Here is a 20932-nt window from a genome sequence, read left to right as displayed (position 1 = left end):
CAAGCGGCGGTCGGGCTTTGCAGGGTTCCGGCTTTTGCCTGCATTTGCGGTTGCTTGCAACCGCAAACGGCCTTGCCGCCCTTCCAATCCCTAACGCAAAATCGCAGGAGTTTTTATGAAAAATATTATCGAATTTAAAAATATCAGCAAAACTTTCAAATCCAAAAATTCCGAAGTTCACGCTCTAAAAAATATTTCGCTTTCTGTGCAAAAAGGCGACATTTTTGGCGTAATCGGTTTTTCTGGAGCTGGAAAATCAACTCTTGTGCGTATGATAAATGCCCTGGAAAAACCAACTTCGGGAAGCGTAATTGTAAATGACGAAAATGTCCTTGAATTAAGAGGCGAAAACCTTCGCGGTTTTCGGAAAAATATTGGAATGATTTTTCAGCATTTTAATCTGCTCGAAAGCCGCACGGTTTTTCAAAATATTGCAATTCCTCTGGAACTTGAGCATTGGCCAAAATCAAAAATTACAGCCCGCGTAAACCAGCTTTTAAAATTTGTTGAACTGGACGAAAAAGCAAATTTCTTTCCAAACGAACTTTCCGGCGGTCAAAAACAGCGCGTTGGAATTGCACGGGCTTTGACTCTCAATCCAGAAATTTTGCTCTGCGACGAAGCAACAAGCGCCTTAGATCCTAGAACCACAGATTCAATTCTGGAGCTTTTACAAAGAATAAATAAAGATTTAAACGTTACGATTATTATGATTACACACCAAATGAACGTAATTCAAAAAGTCTGCAATAAAGTTGCTGTTCTGGAAAAAGGCGAACTTGTCGAAAGCGGAAATGTAATCGACGTGTTTGGAAATCCTCAAAAAGAAACTACAAAAGGTTTTATCCGCACTGTAATTAACGACCAGTTGCCGGAAAGTGTAAAAACTTATTTACGCGATTACGACAAGCCTCAAAAAGTTGTTCGATTGCGTTTTGACGGAAAAAACGCCGACAACCCGATTATGTCGCTTGCAATCAAAGAAACTGGCGTAAACATTTCGATTTTGTACGGAACTGTCACAGAACTTGAAGGAAAAGTTGTAGGTTTTCAGACAGTGCAGATTACTGGCGAAGAAAAACAATTAACGGCAGCAGAAACTTTTTTTAAGGAACACAATGTTCCGGCAGTGGAGGTTAAACTATGATATTTGGAATCAGCGCTTCAAAAATCTGGCTAAGCATAGGCCAAACTGTTTATATGGTAGGAATTTCTCTTTTAGCAGGACTTTTAATCGCTTTTCCGCTTGCAATAATTCTTTTTTTAACACGAAAAGGCGGAATACAGCAAAATCAAATTGTCTACAATATAATAAGCGCAATTATAAATATAATCCGTTCAGTTCCATTTATAATCTTGATTGTGTACATTATGCCGTTTACAAAAGCAATTGTCGGAACCCGCGTAGGCTCAACAGCAGCGCTTGTTCCTCTTACGGCATACATTGCTCCGTATCTTGCACGGCTCATAGAAAACGCGCTTTTTGAAACTGACAAGGGAATTATAGAAGCAAGCCAGGCGATGGGAGCGACAATTTTTCAGACAATTTTTAAATTTGTTCTGCCGGAAGCAAAAGGTTCGATTATTTTGGGAATTACGACAGGAACTGTTGGCTTGCTCGGAGCAACAGCAATGGCTGGAGCTGTCGGTGGCGGCGGAGTCGGCGATTTAGCTTTAACTTACGGTTATCAAAGATTTAACACGCCGTTAATGACAAGCACAGTTATAATTTTGATTATTTTTGTTCAGATAATCCAAGTGATTGGAACCCGTTCGGCAAAAAAGCGTTAGCGCTGTGCAAGGCGGCAAAGCCGGCCGCCGCAGGCGGCTGGAGCATAAGCGGAACCTGGAACATAGCGACGGCTTTAGCCGGAACGCCCGAATTTTATTTTTGATTCTGGCCGTTTACATAAAGTTCCGGTTTATAATAATGTTCGCGCATTGCAAGCACGGCGTCTTCGAGTTTTTCAGCTTTCATAAGCTCGAGAATATGCGCGTGCTGTGCGTAAATTGTTTTTAGGGCTTCCAGCTTGTTGTCAGAATAATAGGTCGAAATAAATGCCATTAAGGTTTCTTTGGCATCATATTCTTTAACCAGCATTGAGTTTCCGACACCTTCGATTATGCAGCGTTCAAAATCGTGCGTAATGTCGATATATCCAACCGCATTGCCTTCGTCCAAAAGTTTTTTTTGTTTTTGAAGCTGGGCTTCGAGCGCCGGCAAAACTTTCTGCATTTTTCCACTGCGATAGCAAAATCGGTACGCTGCAACTACAAGAAAAAAAACAACCTGTAGAATTTCGTTTACCGTCTTTTTGTCTGGATCGATTACAAAAAATCCCATATTGTGCTTGTATTCTATCAACCCTTCTTTTACAAGCAAGTTTATGCTTTCGCGAATCGGCGTGTTGCTTACACCGAGAGTCCGGCAAAGTTCGTCAAGATTTATATTTTCGCCACGTTTAAAATCCTGATTTAAAATTCCTTTCTTTAAATATTCATAAACCTGATCGCGCAAACTAATTTTTTTAATCAAACCAGACACAGCTAACCCCCATTGGTTATTATGCAAAATATGGTTTTATTTTAATATATCGTGCATTAAATTTCAAAGGAAATAAATCGAGTATAGAGCATAGATAAGCCGGGTCTGGCTGGGTCTGGCAGATTTTTTCGCGCTTTAAGAATTCTTAAAACGTTTTTTTGTCTGCCTGTCGCCAGCCGAATTTTATTTTAACTTTCGGTTGATTTCTGAAAGCCGCTCGAGGGCTGAGTTCAAGGTTTCGTCTTTTTTGGCAAAATGAATCCGCAGATAGTCGTTTACATTTTCCTTAAAAAAACTAGAACCCGGAACCATTCCAACTCCAACATCACGGCAAAGAATTTCTGCAAACTCAAGATCGCTCGTCACGTTGAGTTTTTTCATATAATCCTTAAAATCAATCATTATGTAATAAGCGCCTTCCGGAACATTGTGCCTAAGACCGATTGAATCCAGCCCTTTGCACATTATGTCGCGTTTGTGAGTGTATTTTTCCGTCAATTCGTCGTAATATTCCTGCCCGAATTTTAAACCGGTAACTATTGCTTCCTGCAAAGGCGCGGCCGCTCCTACCGTCAAAAAATCATGAACTTTTTTTATCCGGTCGGTAATTTCTGGAGGAGCAATTGTATAACCAAGGCGCCAGCCTGTAAGCGAATAAGTTTTTGAAAGAGAACCGCAGACAATTGTCCGTTCTTTCATGCCTGGAAGCGCCGCCATATAAACCATTTTGTTCGGTGCGTAAATAATATGCTCGTAAACTTCATCGGTTACAACATAGGCATCGTATTTTTTTGCAAGTCCGGCAATCACCGTCATTTCTTCAAGAGTAAAAACTTTTCCGCACGGATTTGAAGGATTGCACAAAATCAGCGCTTTTGCTCCAGCCCTGAATGCGTCCTCGAGTTTTTCCGGATCAAAATTGTACTTTGGCGGAACAAGTGGAATATAAACCGGTTCTGCGCCAGAAAGAATTGTGTCCGCTCCGTAATTTTCATAAAATGGAGAAAAAATCGCAACTTTGTCGCCAGGATTACAAATCGTCATCATTGCCGCCATCATCGCCTCTGTTCCGCCACAAGTCGTCACAATTTCGGAATTCGGGTCGACAGGAATTCCCATCAATTTTGACTGTTTTGCCGCCAACGCTTCGCGAAAATTCTGCGCTCCCCACGTTAACGAATATTGATGAAAATTTTCGTAAGCAACCTGCGCAAGCCTGTCCAAAATGGGCTTTGGCGGTTCAAAATCCGGAAATCCCTGACTTAAATTTACAGCATCGTATTTTAACGAAATTCGCGTCATTCTGCGTATAACCGAATCAGTAAAATTTGCAGTTCTAACAGATAAAGATTTCATTGCTGTTTTGCCTCTTATCTAAAATTTTTTTATTATTTTGGGCCATTTTTGTCAGCCAGTTTTGCTGGCTGACAAAAACCGGGCTTTGCAGGGTTCCGGCTTTCGCCTGCATTGCTCCGCTTCGTTCCGCAACGGCCTTGCCGCCCTTCCAATCCCTTGGCTTTAAAAACAAAGGCCGCTCGTTTTGTACCAATTATTTTACATAACTAATTTTTCTGTTCAATATTTTTTCCGGGTCAAACGCCTGTTTTATAGCATTCATCAATGCTACATTTTCCTGTGGAGTCTGCCCAAAGAAAAATTCGCGCTTGCTTACACCAAGTCCGTGTTCACCCGAAATCAGGCCTCCAAGAATGTGCGTGTGTTCATACAATTTTTTGAGATTTTCGTGCAGTTCTTTTTGCCAGGCTTCTTCGCTCCGGCTGCCACGAACCACGCACAAATGGACATTTCCGTCTCCGGCGTGTCCAAAACTTATCATTTGCATGCCAGTTTCTGATTCGAGACTGTTTACATACTCCACAAATTTATCAACCTGGCTAATCGGCACAACAATATCCAAAGGCTCCTGCTCGCTCACCGCTTCCACAGATTTTACAAGACAACCGCGCACCCGCCAGATATTTGCACTTTGTTCGGTGCCGTTCAGAACAAAAACGCCGCGGCTTATATTTTTTACAATTTCTTTTAATTTTAAAATAGCAGCGTCAATTTCCGCCCTGCTTCCGTCAAAAGTAATCAAAAGATAGGCTTTGCAATCAGCATCAGGATAATGAATATTTTTTTCGGCAGGACTTATGCTGTTCAAAAAATTTTCGCCCATTTCGACAACTTTTCGTTCTATAAATTCAACTGCGGTCGGATTTATATTTGCATTTAAAATAAGCGGCACAGATTCAATTCCAGCCTTAAGACTGTCGTACGAAATTAAAAGGCTTGCAGAACTTTCCGGTTTGCCAACGAGTTTTAAAAGACATTTTGTTATGACGGCAAGTGTTCCTTCAGAACCAATCACAAGGTCTTTTATATCAAGACCAGTTGTATCTTTGCGGTTTTTTGAACCAGTTTGAATTATTGTTCCGTCCGCAAGCACAAGTTCCAGTCCCATTACATAATTTCTTGTAACGCCATATTTTACAGCACGCATTCCGCCGGCATTTGTCGCTATGTTTCCACCGATTGATGCCATTTTTTCGCCGGGATCCGGCGGATAAAAAAGTCCAAGGCTTTCTACATATTTTTGAAAATCCTGCAGAATAACGCCCGGTTCAACAGTCGCTGTAAAATTTTCCCTGTCGATTTCGAGAATTCTGTTCATCTGCGAAAAATCGCTTATAATTGCATCTTCAAACGGAACTGTCGAACCTACAAGATTTGTTCCAGCTCCACGCGGAGTTACCGGAATTTTATTTTTGTGGGCAAATTTTAAAACTTCGCTCACTTCCTGCGTCGATTTTACAAAAACAAGAGCTGACGCTTTTCCCTGCTTGCGCCCCAATGTGTCCGAAAGAAATTTTTTTTCTATTTTTTCACCGTAAATAATCCGGCTTTCGTCTTTTATAATTTTTGAAAGTTGTTTAATTTCTTCCATATAATATATTTCCTTTTTAAACGGATAAACCCGGGGCGTTGCGGGGTGTCCCCGCTAGAAGGGGTAGCGGCCAACAAAGTGGACGCGCAGGGGAAGACTTTCCCCTCCTTTTTTAATTGCAAAAACCTCCAAACAAAAAGTCCGGAGGTTTGAGCCTGATTTTTTATTCTGAGAGGCGGGCAGAAAGTTCGTCTTCGTCCCAGCCCACCTTGATAAAATATCCGCCGTAATTTTCGTTAAAGATTTTTTCGGTTTCGGCTGTCTGAAATGCCGCTACGACTTTGCGGAAAAGTTCCACCTTTGCCGAATCTTTGAGGCTTTCGGCATTTGCGGCAATCAAGTTCCAGTAATTTTTTTCTGTAAGGCTTGTGTCGGCAAAAATTGCGCTTTCTGTTTTAATTCCAAAGCTCAGAGCGTAGTTTCCGTTGATAATCGCTGCGTCTACGTCTGGCAATGCTGAAGGAATTGTGTTCGCCTTGAGTTCTTTAATTTGAACTTTGCTCGTAAGAACGTCGTTGATTCTTGGATTAAAACCGGCATTTTCGTTGAGAGTTACCAGTCCTGCCGCCTGCAAAACTTTGAGAGCGCGTCCGCCGTTTGTAACGTCGTCTGGAATTGCAACAACTGCACCTTCTTTAAGTTCTGCTACAGATTTTACCTTTGTTGAATAAAGGTTGAGCGGAATAATGAACGTGTTTCCGATAATCTTTAAATTGTATCCGCGGGAAGCCGAATCTGCTTCCAAAAAAATTCTGTGCTGGAAAGCGTTAAGGTCAATATCGTTGTTTGCAAGCGCTGTATTTGGAGTGCTGTAATCTGTAAAAAGCACAACCTGAAGGTCAATTCCTTCTGCCTTGAGCGCTTCTTTTGCAGGTTTCCAGATTTCTTCGTACATTGCTCCGACAACCCCAAGTTTTACTGTGTTTGATTTTTTTTCACCGCAAGAAGTAAAAAAAACCGAAATAAGTGCAAGCGCACTCGCCAAAATCGCAATGTTTTTTTTCATAAGAATCTCCCTTAAAAGACAGAATTTCTGAAAAACCGTCTTTTTGTTTTTCGTTTCCTACTAAATCGCTAGGTAAACTATATTTTGTTTATACAACTTTTATTTTTTTTGTGCAATAGTTTTTTTATATTTTTGCTTTTTTAAGCAATTTTTTTTAATGTGTGTGTTTTTTTATAAAATTTGTGCCTGCCCATTGAATAAGATTTACAACAATAACAAGCAAAATAATCGTAAGCCAGGTTATGTCCTGCATATTCATATCGTGCCCGTACTGAATTGCAAAATTTCCAAGACCGCCAGCTCCAACTGCTCCTGCCATTGCCGTCAATCCGATCAAACTTACTGTCGTAATCATAGTTCCGCGGACAATAGGCCCAATGCTCTCTTTCAGGTAAACCCGAAGAACAATATCCCACGGACTCAACCCCATGCTCACGGCTGCTTCTACAAGACCGGAATCAACTTCTGCAAGAGCGGTTTCAATCTGCCGGCTAAAAAACGGCACAGTTCCAAAAACCAAAGGCACAATCGCACCGCGGACATCAATCGAAGTTCCCATAATAAGCCGGCTCAACGGCATAACTCCCGTAAGCAAAATAATGAACGGAATCGAGCGGAAAAAATTTATCAGTTTATCCAAAATCTGATAAACAATCTTGTTTTCGAGAATCGCTCCTTTTTTTGTAACAACAAGGATAATTCCAAAAGCAAGCCCCAAAACAAAACTTATTGCGCCAGACCAGAGCGTCATTTGCAAAGTTTGAACAATCGAAATTCCAAAATTCACATAGCGCTTATTCGCCATCAAGTTCGGAAGAATTTTTGTCAAAAACTCAAGCATTTTTTAAAACCTCCACGCCAACATTTTCTTCGCGGATATGCTCAAGAGCGCGTTCAATCGCTTCTTTTTTTCCGCTGATAATTGCAATTGTTCCACCGATTGGCGCATTCTGAACAATTTCAATTTCTGCAAAAATAATATTCATCGTCACATCGTAAATTCGCGAAGTCGCACTGATTAAAGGCTCGCTCACATTTTTTTGAATATACGAAAAACGGACAAGATATTCGCCTTTTTCCAGATGAACAACCGGACTGTCTTCTTCAATCAATTCTTCGATTTTTGTTAAGTTCGAAGTCGCCTTAATAAAGCGTTTTGTAACTTCGTTCTGCGGATTTGCAAAAATATCGAAAACATCTCCCTGTTCAACAATTTTTCCGTGTTCCATAACCGCAACTTTGTCGCAAATCTCTTTTATAACTTCCATCTGGTGCGTAATGATTACAATCGTAAGCCCAAGTTTTTTATTCAGCTTTTTTAGAAGTTTTAAAATCGCCTTTGTCGTTGTCGGGTCAAGAGCGCTCGTCGCTTCATCGCAAAGCAAAATATCCGGATCGTTGGCAAGAGCACGGGCAATCGCAACACGCTGTTTTTGACCGCCGGAAAGTTGCGACGGAAAATTTTTATCCTTGTCGTTAATTTCTACAAGTTCCAAAAGCGAATGAACTTTTTGCGAAATCTGCTCCTTAGAAAGTCCAGAATGTTTTAACGGAAAAGCAACATTTTCAAAAACGTTGCGGCTTTTCATCAAATTAAAATGCTGAAAAATCATTCCAATTTTTTTTCGTTCCTGTCGCAGTTCTTTTTCCGAAAGCGAAAGAAAATCCCTTCCTTTTACAATCACCTGCCCAGAAGTCGGTCTTCCAAGAAGGTTAATCGTCCGCACCAGAGTCGACTTTCCAGCGCCGCTAAAACCGATAATTCCATAAATTTCGCCTTTTTCAACCGAAACAGAAGCATCTTTAACCGCGTCAAAAATTTTTCCGTCCTGCTCAAAGGTTTTGGTTATGTTTTTTAATTCAATAATTGCCACAAAAACCTCCATTTTAAATTTTTTGGGCCATTTTTGCTTTCGCAAAAACCGGGCTTTCCGTACTTCCGCGCCGCAGCGCTCCATTCCTCCGTTTTACTCCGGAACGCCTCCGCGGTACTTCAATCCCTTGTCCGCAAGGACAAGGCCGTTCGCTTCAGCGAACACGTCGATAATCGAGTTTTGCGCCAGCAAAATCTCGCAGCGTGCTTGCCACGCAAAAATCCCTTGTCCATCTGTTTTGCGCCAGCAAAATCTCGCAGCGTGCCTGCCACGCAATTTTTTTCTATAAATATCGCTTTGGAAAAATCAAAAAAAATGCTATAATACTACCAATTCTATAGGTTATTCTTATAACACTTCTAAAAAATCCCTTTTTAGGAAAATTTTTCCTGGAGATACTTCTATGTTAAAAATTTCAACAAAGGGTCAATACGCGCTTTTGCTTATGACCGACCTTGCAGAACAAGACCCTTCAAAATACGTAGCTCTAAAAATTTTAAGCCACCGCCACAACCTGAGCATAAAATATGCCGAACAAATTTTAATGCAGCTCAGCAAAACCGGACTTGTTGTCGGTTTGCGCGGAAATAACGGCGGCTACAGGCTCGCAAAAACTCCAGACCAATACACAGCCGGAGAAATTCTGCGGGCAATGGAAGGCAATTTAAGCCCAAAAGGTGTATCAGAAGGAAATACAGTTTCTTCCGTCGGAAACGACGCTTTTTGGCAAGGTTTTGACGAAGCAGTAAACCACTACGTTGACAGCATTACCCTCGAACAAATTGCCGAAAAAAACCGCGAATTTAACGGTTTTGACTACGTAATTTAATTAAAAACTTCAATCCTCCGTTCAATTATTCTTAAACTCGCCGCAAATCGCTTTAAGCGCCGCTTCGAGAATTTTTCTTGGAGTGGCGCAATTTATTCTCTGAAACTTCTCTCCTTCAATCCCGAACATTGTTCCACGGTCAACCCAGACTTTTGCCTCTGGACTACCCTGAACACAAAGCGTATCAAAACAATAATTTGAAAATTCCATAAAAACTCCGCAACAAAAGACAGCACGGCAAAAAAACAATAAGCCTGTTGTCAAAAAAAAGGATAAATAAAAAAAGAGAATTTGCCCGGAAAAATTTAAAAAGCAGGAAATTTAATCTGTTAAAAAATTAAAGGGCACGAGGAGAAAGGCGCATGACACCGTTGCGGAAATTCTGGCGTACGAGTTTTTCAAAATAAACTGCCATTTTTCATGCACCTCCAAAAAAAGATACTTTAACTTTAATAAAAAAATAATTTTTTGTCGATAGGCCGATAATTTTTATTACAGTTGTCGCAGTTCAAAAAGTTTGCTACATTTTTTAACAAATGCCGATTTAAAAATAATTTTTGTAACTCTTGACATAAAAATTATTACCTAGTATATCTATCGGCAATCAAAATATCGACAAAGGAGGCATGATAAAAATTACATCCGTGTAATTTTTATCATTACAGTTTGCTCAAGCGTTGCTTTCACAAACTGTGATTCTCGCCATCCGTGTCTCGCCGCTAACGCGGTGTTTTATTAAGGAGATGTAAGATATGAAAAAAATCCTGGCAATCACATCGGCTTTACTTGCAGCAGTTGCGGTAAACGCACAGACAGTTCTCAAAGTTGGAGCAACTCCAGAGCCACACGCAGAAATCCTCAACCTTGTAAAAGATGATCTCAAGGCACAGGGAATCGACCTTCAGGTAATCGAATTTACTGATTATGTAACACCAAACGATGCTGTAGAATCAGGCGACATTGACGCAAACTACTTTCAGCACATTCCTTACCTCGAATCGTTCAACAAAGAAAGAGGCTATCACCTTGTAAACGCAGCAGGAATTCACGTTGAACCATTCGCAGTTTATTCTCACAAAATCAAGTCGCTCTCAGACCTCAAAAAGAAAGCCTCAGTAGCAATTCCAAACGACCCTACAAACGAAGCACGCGCGCTTTTGCTCCTTCAGGAAGCAGGACTTATCACTTTGAGAGAAGGCGCAGGTATCGAAGCAACACCTCTCGATGTTAAAAAGAATCCTCTCAAACTTAAATTCAAAGAAATCGAAGCCGCTTCGCTCCCACGCGTACTCGACGACGTTGACGCCGCTGTAATCAACGGAAACTACGCTCTTCCAGCAGGACTTTCTGCAAAAAAAGACGGACTTTTTGTTGAAGGCTCATCTTCACCTTATGTAAACGTAATCGCAGTAAAAGCCGGCAACGAAAACAAACCGGCAATCAAAGCCCTCATCAAGGCAATCGAAAGCGAAAAAGTAAAAGAATACATCAACAAAAAATACCCAAACGGCGAAGTTGTTACAGTTTTCTAAAAAAAGCTTTTAAATTCGGACGAAATTCTGCGGTCTAACCTGCTTTGCGCAGTTCCGCTTTTCGCTCCATTGCAAAGAAAACCGTGATTTTTAATCACAGCTTTCTTTGCAACGCTTGCGCGCTGCTCCAATCAGGCGTAAGTTTTCCTTAAAAAATTTATTTTCCGTTCTTAAAAAGATTCGTCACAAAAAAACCGGTCAAATCCTTTACAACTTCTGCTGCAATCATAAGGCCTGCAACCGGCGGAACAAAAGCATTGCTTCCTGGAGTCTGCCTTTTTAAATGTCCGCAATTTTTTTCTTCAATTTCATCAGAATTAAATTCACCTTCTTTCGGAGGAATTACTTTTTCTGTCGAAAAAACGCATTTTAACCGTTTAATTCCGCGTTTTTTAAGTTCGTTGCGCATAACTCTGGCAAGCGGACAAACGCTCGTCCTCGAAATATCGGCAACTTCCAGCAAAGACGGATTAACCTTGTTTCCGGCTCCCATGCTGCTTATAACCGGCACTCCGGCTTCTTTTGCCTTTTCAATAATTGCAAGTTTTCCAGTTACAGTATCAATGCAATCAACGACATAATCATAAACCGAAAAATCAAACTGACCGGCGGTTTCCGGCGTAAAAAAAACTTTGTGCTTTGTAACCTTGCATTCCGGATTTATGTCATAAATCCGCTCTTCGGCAGCATCGACCTTGTTTTTTCCAAGCGTCGAATGAAGGGCAAAAAGCTGACGATTTATATTTGACAGGCAAACCGTATCATCATCAACAATATCAATTGCTCCAATTCCAGAACGGACAAGAGCTTCGACAACATAACTTCCAACTCCGCCAATTCCAAAAACGATCACTCTTGAAGCAAAAATTTTTTCCATTCTGTCTTTGCCAAAAGTAAGGCAAATTCTTTCAAACTGATTTTTCATAAATAAAAATTATTCTTCATCCTCAAAATTTTCATCAGACTCCTCATCTTCGTCAGACTCGTCGTCATAAAACTGATCCAAAAAATCTTGCAATTCTTTAAATTCTTTTTCGTCGCGTTCCTTTGAATCTTTAGTCCGACCGTCAATAATAAAACTTTCGCAGTACATTTCTAAAGTTTCGATAATAAAAACAAAATCCTCTTCTTCAAGCCTGTAAATATCAAAAACTTCGTGAATTTCAGGCAAAAGCCTTTTTAAGCGCGCAATTGAATCGTCATATTCCGCCGCAATCCGTGCATTTTCTCCGTCAGAACGCAAAAGCTCCGTCCGCTCATCCAAAATCTGCGAATATATTTTTTTTAATGTCTTTAATAAAAATTTATCTTCTTCATTCATAATTATTCTAAATTTTATACTCCAAACTTTGTGTTTTATCAATCGACCTTAAAACGACCTTAGAAAATGCCTGCCTAAAAAAATAAAACTTAAAATTACCGTTCCGCTTTAATTTAACCAATTGAATTTAGACAACGACTCTACTAAACTACCCTAAAGGAAAAAACAAATGGAAAACCAAAACAATAAATTTTTAAAAGGGATTTTTTTCATCCTTCTATTCTTTTTAACAATTTTGTGCGGAATGCTTCTTAAGGTAATGGCGGATGTTTTTAAGCCTGTCGTGCTTGCTGTTTTACTGTCTCTTGTTTTTTATCCTCTCATAAGACGCCTCTGCCTTTTTATAAAACTTCCATGGTGGCTTTCGACCGTAATCGTATACATTGCGTTTTTTGTCGCATTTTTTCTTGTTGCAAACATTCTTACGGCAAGTTTTAAGGCAGTTGTTCTTGCAATTCCACGCTACCAGGAACGTTTCAATGCAATTCAAGACTCAATCCGTCTCGCAATCGAAGCCCATCCAAATTCCAAATTTTTTGCACTTTTAAATTTTGATGAAGAAGCTTCTCTTTTTGCAAATTTAAACAACCAGTTCAATATTCTTGAATATTTAAAATCTCTTGCGATTGACTTTACAGGTTCTGTCGTAGTTTTTATGAAAACTCTTTTTCTCGTAGTCTTGCTGTCAATTTTTCTGCTTGCAGAATTTAAAAAGACAAAGCACAAGGTTCGGCTCGCATTTACAGACGAACACAACCTGCGCGTCATAAAAATCGTGCACAACATCATAAAAGACACAACTCATTACATCTCGATTAAATTCGTAATTTCGCTTTTTACCGGAATTTTTATTTTTTTTGCGTGCGCACTCACAAGAATGGACTTTCCTCTGGTCTGGGCATTTCTGGCTTTTTGCTTCAATTTTATTCCAACGTTTGGCTCAATAGCTTCCTGCGCAATCACAATTCTTTTTTCAATCATCCAGTTTTATCCGTCGCCGGTTGCTCCAATTATAATCGGAATCTGGGTTATTGCCGTAAATATGATTCTTGGAAACGTAATTGAACCAAAAATTGAAGGCGACAATCTCGGCATTTCGCCGTTTGTTATTCTTGTTTCGCTCTCTCTTGCCGGCTGGCTCTGGGGAATTTTAGGAATGATTCTTGCAGTTCCGTTAATGGTTATAATAAAAATTGTCTGCGAAAATATTTCCTATCTAAAACCAATTGCCGTTTTTTTGGGAAACAAAAGCAACTAAATCACATCTTTTGCCTTGTAATTCCAGAACCGGCCAGTTCACTCACTCCGCCGTTTTTCTTTACGGCTTGAATTTTCTGGTCAAATTCTTGAATTACAGCGTCAATGTGCGTAATTATTCCAAGCATTTTGCCTTTATTTTGAAGAGATTTTAAAGCGGAGATCGCCTGAGTCAAAGGTTCTCCGCTCAAAGTTCCAAAGCCTTCGTCCAAAAACAGAGAATCAACGCGCACATTTCTGCTTGCAAGCTCAGCAATTCCCAAAGCAAGAGAAAGACTGATTATAAATCTTTCTCCGCCGCTCATATTTGTAACAGAACGGTTATCCCTCTCGTCAGGATAATTTTCGTCGTGAACAACAAAATCAACTTCGCCGGATTTCTGCACAAGCGTATATTTTCCAGAAATTTCAAAAACATAGCGGTTTGCAATTACCAGAAGATTTTTTAACGCCAAAGATTCGACAAAAACCTCAAAATCTTCGCCGGTCGATTTTCCAATAAATTTTTGAATTTGCTCCCAAATAGCCTTTTGTCTTGCGCTTTTTTCAAGATTTTGACGGGCAATTCTTAAAGCTTCTCCCTGTTTCTCATTTTCCGCCAGCTGATTTTTTATGCTTCCAATCTGCTGGTTTGCCTCGGCAATTTCCTTTTCAAGCTCATTTTTTTCTGCCAAAAGCTCATTTTTAGAACAATCCGTCTTTTTTTCGTTTTGAATTTTTTCAAATTCCTCAGTTGAATTTTTTAAATCCTGCAAAGTTTCAAGATTTCGTTTTTCTAAATTTTCCTGCTCTTTTTTTAACTCAGGAATTTTTTCCTTGCTCAAAAGACAGTTTTCCAGTTCCAAAACACTCAAAAAACCGTTTTCGGCAAGTTTTTTTTCGAGCGCGTTCTGTTTTTCCTGCAAAACCGGTTCATTTTTTTCAATTGCAAGCTTAAAATTTTCAACTTCCGAACAAATTCTTGCTTTTCTTTCCAAAACCCTGCTTTTTTCTTCAGCAAAATTTTCCGCAAGTTTTTTTAATTTTTCAGCTTTTTCTTTTAAAATTTTTTCTTCAAAATCAACATTTTTTTCGCCAAAAATTTTTTCACGTTCAAGCCTTTTTAAATTATAAATTTTTTCCGCTTTTTCACATTCAAGTTTTTCTTTTTCGAGATTTTCTTTTATCTTCTCTATATCAAATCCATTTTTTTGAATTTTGAGTTTTTCAATTTCATCAACACAGTCTTCAAGTTCCACTTTTTGCTGAATAAAATTTCTGCTTCTTGATTCCAAACCGCTTATTAAAACCAAAATTTTTTCTTCAGTTTCATTTTTTTGAACTTCGAGCGACCAGGGCAAAATTTCCGAATTGATTTTTTCTATAATTTTTGAAGATTCTGCGTCTTTTTCCGCAAAATTTTTTCTTAAAGTCTCAATTTTGTTTTTTCCGGCAGAAATTTGCAGTTCAATTTTTTGAAGTTCCGCCCTCCCCTCCTCAATTTTTTCATTCAATTCAAGAATTTCGTTTTTTACCAGACTTGATTTTTTATCGTTTTGAACAAAATCTTCTTTTTTTGCGTTTTTTTCACATTCTTTATGAAATTTTGAGCCACAGACAGGACAGGAATTTCCCTCTTTTAAGGAATCGCGGATAATCGTCGAAACCAAAATATAATTTGAATTTACGAGATTTTTTAACTTTTCAGAGGCTTTTTCCAATTCGGAACAAATTTCGCCTTTTTCAAAATCTGCTTTCTCAAATTTTTGCTCTTCTCGTCTTAATTCACTCTCAAAGTCCGCCAATTTTTGTTTTTGAGCAAAAAAACTGTCTTTTAATTGAATTAAAACCGGAAGAATTCGCTGCAATTTTTCGTCAGCCGCATTTTCTTTTACAAAAACCGAAAGCCTTTGTTTTTTCCCGTCAAGCTCTTCAATTTTTTTGCAAAGTGTTTCTAAAGCGCTCTTTTTTTGAATAAATTCGTTTTCGGCAGTTATTCTTCGCTCAAGGCAAGTATTCCAGGTATTTTTTAGCGGCACAAGTTCAGCGTCAATTTTTCGCACTTCATTCCAAATTTTAGAATTTTCTTCCAGCTCTTTTTCTGCATTTTCCCTCTGTTTTTTTGAATCTCCGGCATTTTTTTCTGCAATTTCCGATTCCGCTTCGATTTTTTTCAATTCACTTTTCGAAAAATTCAGTTTTTCCCCGCTTTCCGCCTGCTGTTTTTCTAAATTTTTAAAAGTGACGTATTCAACTTCGCACTTTCCGGCATTTTCCGCCTTTAAAAGAATCTGCTTTTTTTCCTCGAATTTTTTTTCATCTTCTTCAAACAACTTTCTGTTCTTAACAGCGGAATCCTTTTTTAAACCTGCATTTTCAAGCAAATCCAGCCAATTTATCGAATCAAGAATTTTTGCTGTTTTGTTTTGATTTTGACTTGTTTTTTCAGAAAAATTTTTCTGGCTTTCTTTAAGCGCGTTTACCTCATCTTCCGTCAAAACCCGAATTTCCTCTGTTTTTTCCTTTAATTCCTTAAATTTTTTAATTTCTTCATTTGCCTTCGCCCAAATTTTCTGTGCAAAAATTCTGTATTTTTGAGTTCCGTTCAATTTTGCAAGAATTTCCGCTTTTTTTCGAGAATCTCCGTTTATAAAAGTGTCGAACTGGCCTTGCGCAAGCATAACCGACCGGCAAAATTCGTCATAATCAAGGTGAATTATTTCCGCAGTTCTTTCTGAAATCGATTTTTCCGTCTTAAAAGTTTCTTTTTGCTGAGTTTCAAGATTTTTTATATAAAACTCACATTTTGTTAAATTTCCATTGCAGTTTCCGCGCGCCCTGCCTTGCTCAAAACTCGACTCAAATTTTCCGTTTTTACAAAAATATGTTACGCGCGCCATACAATTTGCGGTGTGGCGGGTCATAACTTCGTTTTCCGACCTTATGCTTTTTTGTCTTGGAGTCCGTCCGTAAAGAGCGAGCGTTATCGCGTCCAAAATTGTAGTTTTTCCAGAACCAGTCTCACCGCTTATTACAAAAAGGTCGTGATTTTTTTTATAATCTGGATGTTCAAAATCAATGCTCCAATAACCTTTGAGTGAATTTAAATTTTCAATTTCTATTTTTAAAATTCTCATCTGCTTAATTCTCCGTTTTTAACGCCGCCAATTCAAAAAAATCATTCTTCCGGCTCATTTTCCATTTCAGCAAAAGTTTCCATAAAAAAAGGAAGATAAGTTCCTACAATCTCATTTTTTTCTTTTTCAACTTCGTCCGCAGTTTTTCCTTCAGTTTCAATCCTGCTTTTTGCCAAAATTAAATTTTCAAAAATTTTTTCAGGTTTTAAAGCCGCCATTTCTTCCATGTCGTAAGTTTCGTTAAAAAAATCACCCGAATTTTCGCTTTCTTGAACCCGAAGGTTTACGACATAGACATTTTTTTCTTCGAGCGAATTTATAAGTTCTTCAAGCTGATCGTAAATATTTATTCCGGCTTCTTTTTTATAATAAAGTTCCAAAAAAGTCTCGACGGTCGTTTTTTTGTCCAGATATTTTTCGAGTTCCGTGCGAATTGTCAAAAAATCTCCGTTCAAGCGCCTAAATTCCACGGTTTTTGGAATTTCAATTTTTTCTACTTCTGTAGAATTTTTTTCAGCATTCACGCTCAAGACAAACCTTGCAATATTCGCTTCGTCAAATCCCATTACAAAAGGCGAGCCAGAATATCGAATTTTGTTATTTTTACAAACCCTTGTCGAATAATGAATATGTCCAAGCGCAACATAATCAAATTCTTTCGGAAAAATTCCGGCATGAACCGACCCAAGTTTTCCAACAACATCAAGCATTTTTCGCCCATCATCGCCAGAAATTTCTTTTTTTACGTTTTCAAACCTGCCTTCAAGGTCTGCCGCATAAAGATGCCCAGTCGCAATTAGCGGAATATTTCTTCCAGCCCTAACTTTTTCCGCTTCCTCATAAACTTTTTTATAAAAATTTCCATAAGCCTTGTCGCAAAAAGTTCCATCTTCCGAATTTTCATCGCAAAATTCTCTCAGCTCCGATTCCCTCAAAAAAGGAACCGCCGCGCAAACTGCCCTCGCCTCCCCTTCTGAATTTTTCAATTCAAAAACCATGTCCTCAATCTTTAAATTTGCCGCGGAACCAACAATAAAAATATTGAGCGCGCTCAAAAGCGACTTTTCAGAATCAAGCAACATTCCAGAATCGTGATTTCCGCCGACAATCACAACATTTTTACAACAAGTTCCCAAAAGCGAAAACAAAAAATCGTGAAAAATCGTTTTTGCTTCGGTCGAAGGGTTTACAGTATCAAAAATATCGCCGGCTACAACCAGCGCTTCGGCATTTTCCAAAACAATCTCGCCCCTGAGCCACTCAAAAAACGCCTTGACCTCAAAAGTCCTGTCAATATCGTGCATCCTGTTTCCAAGATGCCAGTCAGCCGTGTGAATAAATTTCATTCTTTTTCTATTTATATGGGCGGTTCGGCAACAAGTTGCCGCCGGGCTTTGCGCAGTTCCGGCTCTCGCCTTCATTGCCTGATTTTCCGCAGAAAATCCGGCAACGCTCCGCGCCGCTCCAATCCCTACCGCAATATAAATTTTCCCTGAATAATTTTTTTTTAATTATAAACCGTCAAAAAGGACATATACAGTCCCATTTATCTTTTTTTGATATTTTAAAATAAAATATTCCCATAAATAACCAGACTGTTACATAATTTTCTGTCTGTTTTAATTGTAACACTTTGGTTATCTGTCCAAAAAAAATTTTTTTTCCTTTAGCTTTTTGAAAACTTAAAAATTTAAAAAAGCCCTCAAAACCGCTTCAATTTTCTGCAGCCGACAAATTACTCAAAAACAAAAAATAAGCTCGTCTACGGCAATCCTCGCGCGTCAATTTTCTGTTTAGATTTTTTCTAATATTTCTAATCTTTTTTATTATATTTATTAGATTTTTTATTTGATTTTTCTCAATCTTTTATATTAGATTTCATCTAATCTTTCTAAGTTTTTATTTTAGAAACCTAATGTTTATTAGGTTTTTTATTTGATTTTTTCTAAAAAATATGATTAGATATTAAAAAGCATAAAAATTCATAAAATTTTGAGGTGGGCCAAAATGAAAAAAATAGCAGTTGCCATTCAAAAGGGTGGGGTAGGCAAAACAACAATGAGTCTTTCGCTGGCAGCGGAACTTGCATTGCAAGGAAAAAAAGTTCTTCTTATCGATGCAGACCCTCAGGGAAACTCTACAGGAACCTTGCTGGAATCTTTTGACCATGACCTTGCGGAAGCTCTGTACGGCGATGTTACGATTGATCAGGTTATATCGGCAACAACAGTCGAAAATCTTTTTGTAATTCCGACAAACTCAATCGACAGAAAAGGAAGCCGCTCTCTAAAAACATACCGCTCAAGCGAAGCTCAGAAAGAACCTTATATCTTTGTCGACCTTTGCGACGAAGTTGAAAAACTTGGATTTGAATACTGCATTTTTGACACATCTCCAGCATTCGACGCCTTTGAAGAAGACATTATGACAGCGTCTGACGAAGTTGTTGTCGTTATAAAGGCAGACGCATATTCTCAGGACGGACTTCAGATTTTTAAAGACAATCTTGACAGCTATAAAAAACGCCGCCGCGTTCAAAATCCAAAATTCGAGACAATAGTCCTCAACGAAATCAACAGAAGCATAAAACTTACAGATATTATTTCTGAAGGTTTAAACGCTGGAGATTTTAATGTCGTTTACGTTCCGGTTGATCAGGATTTTAAATATGCGACAATCGAAAGACAGACAATTCAGCAGCGCGGAGGAAAAAAAGAAACTCTCGACGCTCTAAAAAAACTTGCAGATTTGATAAAATAACAGTGTAAGACAAAACTTTTATTGGAGGAGCAAAATGCCAATCGCAACAAAAAAAATACCTCAAGAATTTTTAAATCAAATAAAAACAAACCTTACAAAAACAGAAAAAACTGAAGAAGCTCCGGCAAAACCTGCCGCAACATCAGTTTCCAAAACTTCCGCTGAACCTAAAAAAGGAAAATATGCCGACGTAATGAACATAAGGCTTTCCGAAGGCCGCCGCGACGAAATAAAAAAATTCTGCACAAACTGCGGAGTTTCGATAACTCAATACATCGAGTCATCTTTTGAATATCTTTCAAAAGAAGTTGCCGCCGGAAGAATCGTAATCTCAAAAGGTGGAATTTCAAGTACCGTTAACTAAAAAAAACGGGTGGGAAAAAGACAAAATGGGAAAAAAAATACACAGGGAAAACAGCCTTGTTCCGATTGATACTTCGGCGGACGAACTGTTTGAATCCCTTAATCAACTGGAAACTCAAAAAACAAAGAATGTCTTAAGTTATATTCCGAGTTTTTTTACGACAGCTTCTTTGCCTTTTAAGAATATAAATAAAACAGAATTTATACGGAAAGCAAGCAACGGAATTTCTTTGATATTGAACTCTCCGACAAATGTTCCTTTTGGAAAATATGGACGGCTGATTCTTTCTGTTTTTACAACGCACGCAGTTCTTTCAAAAGAAAAAAATGTGCCTGTTATCGTTGAATTTGATTCTTTATCTCAGCTGTTAAACGAAATGCAGCTTCCACGGCAAAGAGGAAAAGACATTCTTGAACAGCTTTCGTGTTTTACAAGAGCAACATTTTCGTTTGAAAAAAAAGAAGAGATTCAGCTTCAGGCGAATTTATTTAAGGAATTATATGAGCCAGGAGAAAAAGTTCCAAAAGGTCCGGTCGAAGTAAAGACAACGACAACAGGAACAATTCTTTTTACAGATGGAGTGCAATTTCAGGAGATTATAGATCCGTCCTCAAAAAGCCAGCGGGTTGGAAAATTTAAGATTATTCTTTCTGCAAATTTTGCGGCTTTTTGTCAGACTCATGCGGTTCCGATTAACTACACTGTTTACAAAGATATTACAAGTCCGGTCGGAAAAGACATTTATGCATGGCTTGTTTATAGAAATAATGGACTTATGGCAGAAAAACCTGTTTTTATTCCAAGAGATAAGCTTGTCGAGCAGTTTATGCCTGTTGCAGAAGATTCTGATCCAAAAATTGCAAATGTAAATTATTCCAGGATAATCGATCAGATAAAGGAAATAAAAAAAGAATATTATCCGGAATTAAAGGTTGATATTGATAAGACTGGAGCAGGAATTACTTTGTTTAAAAGTCCTACACCTGTTCTTGCCGACGATGTAAGATATGCCCTTATTTCTTCAGATTTGGGAGGATTGTAACAGTTTGGTTATAAAATTTTATGTAACAAAGTTGTTATCTTTTTTTAAGAAATCCACAGAATTTGGTTTTCTATTATTAGTTTAAATATATTATTAGATTATTATTAGATATAATAGTAGAAATAACTAAACTGTGACATTCAGATAACGTGACTGTTACATAGAAAAATTGAATTGAAAGTTTCTTCTATAATATAAATAAAAAAGCAGTTATCCACAATGATAACGTAACTGTTACATAAAAAAAGAGATTTCCACAGGTGATTGTGGATGAATATAACCAGACTGTTACATTGGTGGATAACAAGATTGTTACATATAAAATAAAAGAAAGACACA

The 20932-nt window shown here is 38.3% G+C and carries 19 protein-coding genes; 8 read left to right on the top strand and 11 right to left on the bottom strand.

The features are described 5' to 3' along the window. The first annotated feature begins 115 nt into the window (after window positions 1-115). Together B5D47_RS09865 and B5D47_RS09860 are read left to right on the top strand one after the other, a co-directional pair. Complete coding sequence (locus B5D47_RS09865) at window positions 116-1147, top strand: methionine ABC transporter ATP-binding protein (protein WP_200806575.1); 1032 nt, start codon at window positions 116-118, stop codon at window positions 1145-1147. After that, window positions 1144-1791 carry a methionine ABC transporter permease gene (locus B5D47_RS09860; RefSeq protein ID WP_078931679.1) on the top strand — a complete coding sequence of 216 codons (648 nt, stop codon included), beginning with the start codon at window positions 1144-1146 and terminating at the stop codon, window positions 1789-1791. Before B5D47_RS09865 ends, B5D47_RS09860 begins: the two co-directional genes overlap by 4 nt. Before the next feature lie 94 nt (window positions 1792-1885). Here the strand turns inward: B5D47_RS09860 and B5D47_RS09855 are convergent, their stop codons facing one another. The 6 genes from B5D47_RS09855 to B5D47_RS09825 form a co-directional block, all read right to left on the bottom strand. Beyond that, window positions 1886-2545 carry a GntR family transcriptional regulator gene (locus tag B5D47_RS09855; protein WP_143592673.1) on the bottom strand — a complete coding sequence of 220 codons (660 nt, stop codon included), beginning with the start codon at window positions 2543-2545 and terminating at the stop codon, window positions 1886-1888. A gap of 183 nt (window positions 2546-2728) precedes the next feature. Then, window positions 2729-3901 carry a pyridoxal phosphate-dependent aminotransferase gene (locus B5D47_RS09850; RefSeq protein ID WP_078931677.1) on the bottom strand — a complete coding sequence of 391 codons (1173 nt, stop codon included), beginning with the start codon at window positions 3899-3901 and terminating at the stop codon, window positions 2729-2731. A 193-nt stretch (window positions 3902-4094) separates the two neighbouring features. Next, a complete protein-coding gene (locus B5D47_RS09840) occupies window positions 4095-5492 on the bottom strand; it encodes an FAD-binding oxidoreductase (RefSeq protein ID WP_078931675.1) in 1398 nt (465 codons plus the stop codon). A gap of 163 nt (window positions 5493-5655) precedes the next feature. Then, window positions 5656-6498 carry a MetQ/NlpA family ABC transporter substrate-binding protein gene (locus B5D47_RS09835; protein ID WP_078931674.1) on the bottom strand — a complete coding sequence of 281 codons (843 nt, stop codon included), beginning with the start codon at window positions 6496-6498 and terminating at the stop codon, window positions 5656-5658. Window positions 6499-6652: 154 nt separating this feature from the next. Then, window positions 6653-7339, bottom strand: a complete 687-nt coding sequence (locus B5D47_RS09830; protein WP_078931673.1) for a methionine ABC transporter permease — start codon at window positions 7337-7339, stop codon at window positions 6653-6655. Then, window positions 7332-8372, bottom strand: coding sequence for a methionine ABC transporter ATP-binding protein (locus tag B5D47_RS09825; RefSeq protein ID WP_200806574.1), 1041 nt, complete (start codon window positions 8370-8372; stop codon window positions 7332-7334). Before B5D47_RS09825 ends, B5D47_RS09830 begins: the two co-directional genes overlap by 8 nt. Before the next feature lie 403 nt (window positions 8373-8775). On the opposite strand from B5D47_RS09825, the gene B5D47_RS09815 reads away from it, so the two are divergent. Then, the gene (locus B5D47_RS09815; RefSeq protein WP_078931671.1) at window positions 8776-9201 is read left to right on the top strand and encodes an RrF2 family transcriptional regulator; all 426 of its coding nucleotides are present in this window, start codon (window positions 8776-8778) and stop codon (window positions 9199-9201) included. A 21-nt stretch (window positions 9202-9222) separates the two neighbouring features. Here B5D47_RS09815 and B5D47_RS09810 read toward each other — a convergent pair whose 3' ends face one another. Beyond that, the gene (locus tag B5D47_RS09810) at window positions 9223-9411 is read right to left on the bottom strand and encodes a hypothetical protein (RefSeq protein WP_078931670.1); all 189 of its coding nucleotides are present in this window, start codon (window positions 9409-9411) and stop codon (window positions 9223-9225) included. A 542-nt stretch (window positions 9412-9953) separates the two neighbouring features. On the opposite strand from B5D47_RS09810, the gene B5D47_RS09805 reads away from it, so the two are divergent. Next, entirely contained in the window at window positions 9954-10733 is a 780-nt protein-coding gene (locus B5D47_RS09805) for a MetQ/NlpA family ABC transporter substrate-binding protein (protein WP_078931669.1), read from the top strand. 157 nt (window positions 10734-10890) lie between these two features. Here B5D47_RS09805 and B5D47_RS09800 read toward each other — a convergent pair whose 3' ends face one another. Beyond that, window positions 10891-11658: a tRNA threonylcarbamoyladenosine dehydratase gene (locus tag B5D47_RS09800; RefSeq protein ID WP_078931668.1), complete on the bottom strand. Its 768-nt coding sequence runs from the start codon at window positions 11656-11658 to the stop codon at window positions 10891-10893. A gap of 9 nt (window positions 11659-11667) precedes the next feature. After that, on the bottom strand, window positions 11668-12054 hold the full coding sequence (locus tag B5D47_RS09795; protein WP_078931667.1) for a hypothetical protein: 387 nt from the start codon (window positions 12052-12054) through the stop codon (window positions 11668-11670). 169 nt (window positions 12055-12223) lie between these two features. On the opposite strand from B5D47_RS09795, the gene B5D47_RS09790 reads away from it, so the two are divergent. Beyond that, window positions 12224-13312, top strand: a complete 1089-nt coding sequence (locus B5D47_RS09790; RefSeq protein WP_078931666.1) for an AI-2E family transporter — start codon at window positions 12224-12226, stop codon at window positions 13310-13312. 1 nt (window position 13313) lies between these two features. Here B5D47_RS09790 and B5D47_RS09785 read toward each other — a convergent pair whose 3' ends face one another. Together B5D47_RS09785 and sbcD are read right to left on the bottom strand one after the other, a co-directional pair. Then, entirely contained in the window at window positions 13314-16427 is a 3114-nt protein-coding gene (locus B5D47_RS09785) for an AAA family ATPase (RefSeq protein WP_078931665.1), read from the bottom strand. Window positions 16428-16468: 41 nt separating this feature from the next. Beyond that, window positions 16469-17773: an exonuclease subunit SbcD gene (gene sbcD / locus B5D47_RS09780; RefSeq protein ID WP_159443525.1), complete on the bottom strand. Its 1305-nt coding sequence runs from the start codon at window positions 17771-17773 to the stop codon at window positions 16469-16471. A gap of 661 nt (window positions 17774-18434) precedes the next feature. Between sbcD and B5D47_RS09775 the strand changes: the two genes are divergently transcribed. Genes B5D47_RS09775 through B5D47_RS09765 form a run of 3 tightly spaced genes read left to right on the top strand, consistent with a single transcriptional unit; the run spans window position 18435 to window position 20593 of the window. Then, complete coding sequence (locus tag B5D47_RS09775; RefSeq protein ID WP_078931663.1) at window positions 18435-19187, top strand: ParA family protein; 753 nt, start codon at window positions 18435-18437, stop codon at window positions 19185-19187. A gap of 34 nt (window positions 19188-19221) precedes the next feature. Further along, window positions 19222-19551, top strand: coding sequence for a hypothetical protein (locus tag B5D47_RS09770; protein WP_078931662.1), 330 nt, complete (start codon window positions 19222-19224; stop codon window positions 19549-19551). A 25-nt stretch (window positions 19552-19576) separates the two neighbouring features. Further along, the gene (locus B5D47_RS09765; protein WP_078931661.1) at window positions 19577-20593 is read left to right on the top strand and encodes a replication protein RepA; all 1017 of its coding nucleotides are present in this window, start codon (window positions 19577-19579) and stop codon (window positions 20591-20593) included. Window positions 20594-20932: the final 339 nt, after the last annotated feature.

Origin of the sequence: Treponema berlinense (assembly GCF_900167025.1) — a bacterium.
In the GTDB taxonomy this organism is placed as follows: domain Bacteria; phylum Spirochaetota; class Spirochaetia; order Treponematales; family Treponemataceae; genus Treponema_D; species Treponema_D berlinense.
The sequence above is the reverse complement of the archived record's forward strand: the minus strand, read 5'-3'. Positions and strand labels throughout refer to the sequence as shown.

What these genes read in the sequence shown, in the direction of transcription:
- B5D47_RS09865 (WP_200806575.1), top strand. Translation starts at nt 116, where the DNA reads ATGAAAAATATTATCGAATTTAAAAATATCAGCAAAACTTTCAAATCC.
- B5D47_RS09860 (WP_078931679.1), top strand. Translation starts at nt 1,144, where the DNA reads ATGATATTTGGAATCAGCGCTTCAAAAATCTGGCTAAGCATAGGCCAA.
- B5D47_RS09850 (WP_078931677.1), bottom strand. Translation starts at nt 3,901, where the DNA reads ATGAAATCTTTATCTGTTAGAACTGCAAATTTTACTGATTCGGTTATA.
- B5D47_RS09840 (WP_078931675.1), bottom strand. Translation starts at nt 5,492, where the DNA reads ATGGAAGAAATTAAACAACTTTCAAAAATTATAAAAGACGAAAGCCGG.
- B5D47_RS09835 (WP_078931674.1), bottom strand. Translation starts at nt 6,498, where the DNA reads ATGAAAAAAAACATTGCGATTTTGGCGAGTGCGCTTGCACTTATTTCG.
- B5D47_RS09830 (WP_078931673.1), bottom strand. Translation starts at nt 7,339, where the DNA reads ATGCTTGAGTTTTTGACAAAAATTCTTCCGAACTTGATGGCGAATAAG.
- B5D47_RS09815 (WP_078931671.1), top strand. Translation starts at nt 8,776, where the DNA reads ATGTTAAAAATTTCAACAAAGGGTCAATACGCGCTTTTGCTTATGACC.
- B5D47_RS09810 (WP_078931670.1), bottom strand. Translation starts at nt 9,411, where the DNA reads ATGGAATTTTCAAATTATTGTTTTGATACGCTTTGTGTTCAGGGTAGT.
- B5D47_RS09805 (WP_078931669.1), top strand. Translation starts at nt 9,954, where the DNA reads ATGAAAAAAATCCTGGCAATCACATCGGCTTTACTTGCAGCAGTTGCG.
- B5D47_RS09800 (WP_078931668.1), bottom strand. Translation starts at nt 11,658, where the DNA reads ATGAAAAATCAGTTTGAAAGAATTTGCCTTACTTTTGGCAAAGACAGA.
- B5D47_RS09795 (WP_078931667.1), bottom strand. Translation starts at nt 12,054, where the DNA reads ATGAATGAAGAAGATAAATTTTTATTAAAGACATTAAAAAAAATATAT.
- B5D47_RS09790 (WP_078931666.1), top strand. Translation starts at nt 12,224, where the DNA reads ATGGAAAACCAAAACAATAAATTTTTAAAAGGGATTTTTTTCATCCTT.
- B5D47_RS09785 (WP_078931665.1), bottom strand. Translation starts at nt 16,427, where the DNA reads ATGAGAATTTTAAAAATAGAAATTGAAAATTTAAATTCACTCAAAGGT.
- sbcD (WP_159443525.1), bottom strand. Translation starts at nt 17,773, where the DNA reads ATGAAATTTATTCACACGGCTGACTGGCATCTTGGAAACAGGATGCAC.
- B5D47_RS09775 (WP_078931663.1), top strand. Translation starts at nt 18,435, where the DNA reads ATGAAAAAAATAGCAGTTGCCATTCAAAAGGGTGGGGTAGGCAAAACA.
- B5D47_RS09770 (WP_078931662.1), top strand. Translation starts at nt 19,222, where the DNA reads ATGCCAATCGCAACAAAAAAAATACCTCAAGAATTTTTAAATCAAATA.
- B5D47_RS09765 (WP_078931661.1), top strand. Translation starts at nt 19,577, where the DNA reads ATGGGAAAAAAAATACACAGGGAAAACAGCCTTGTTCCGATTGATACT.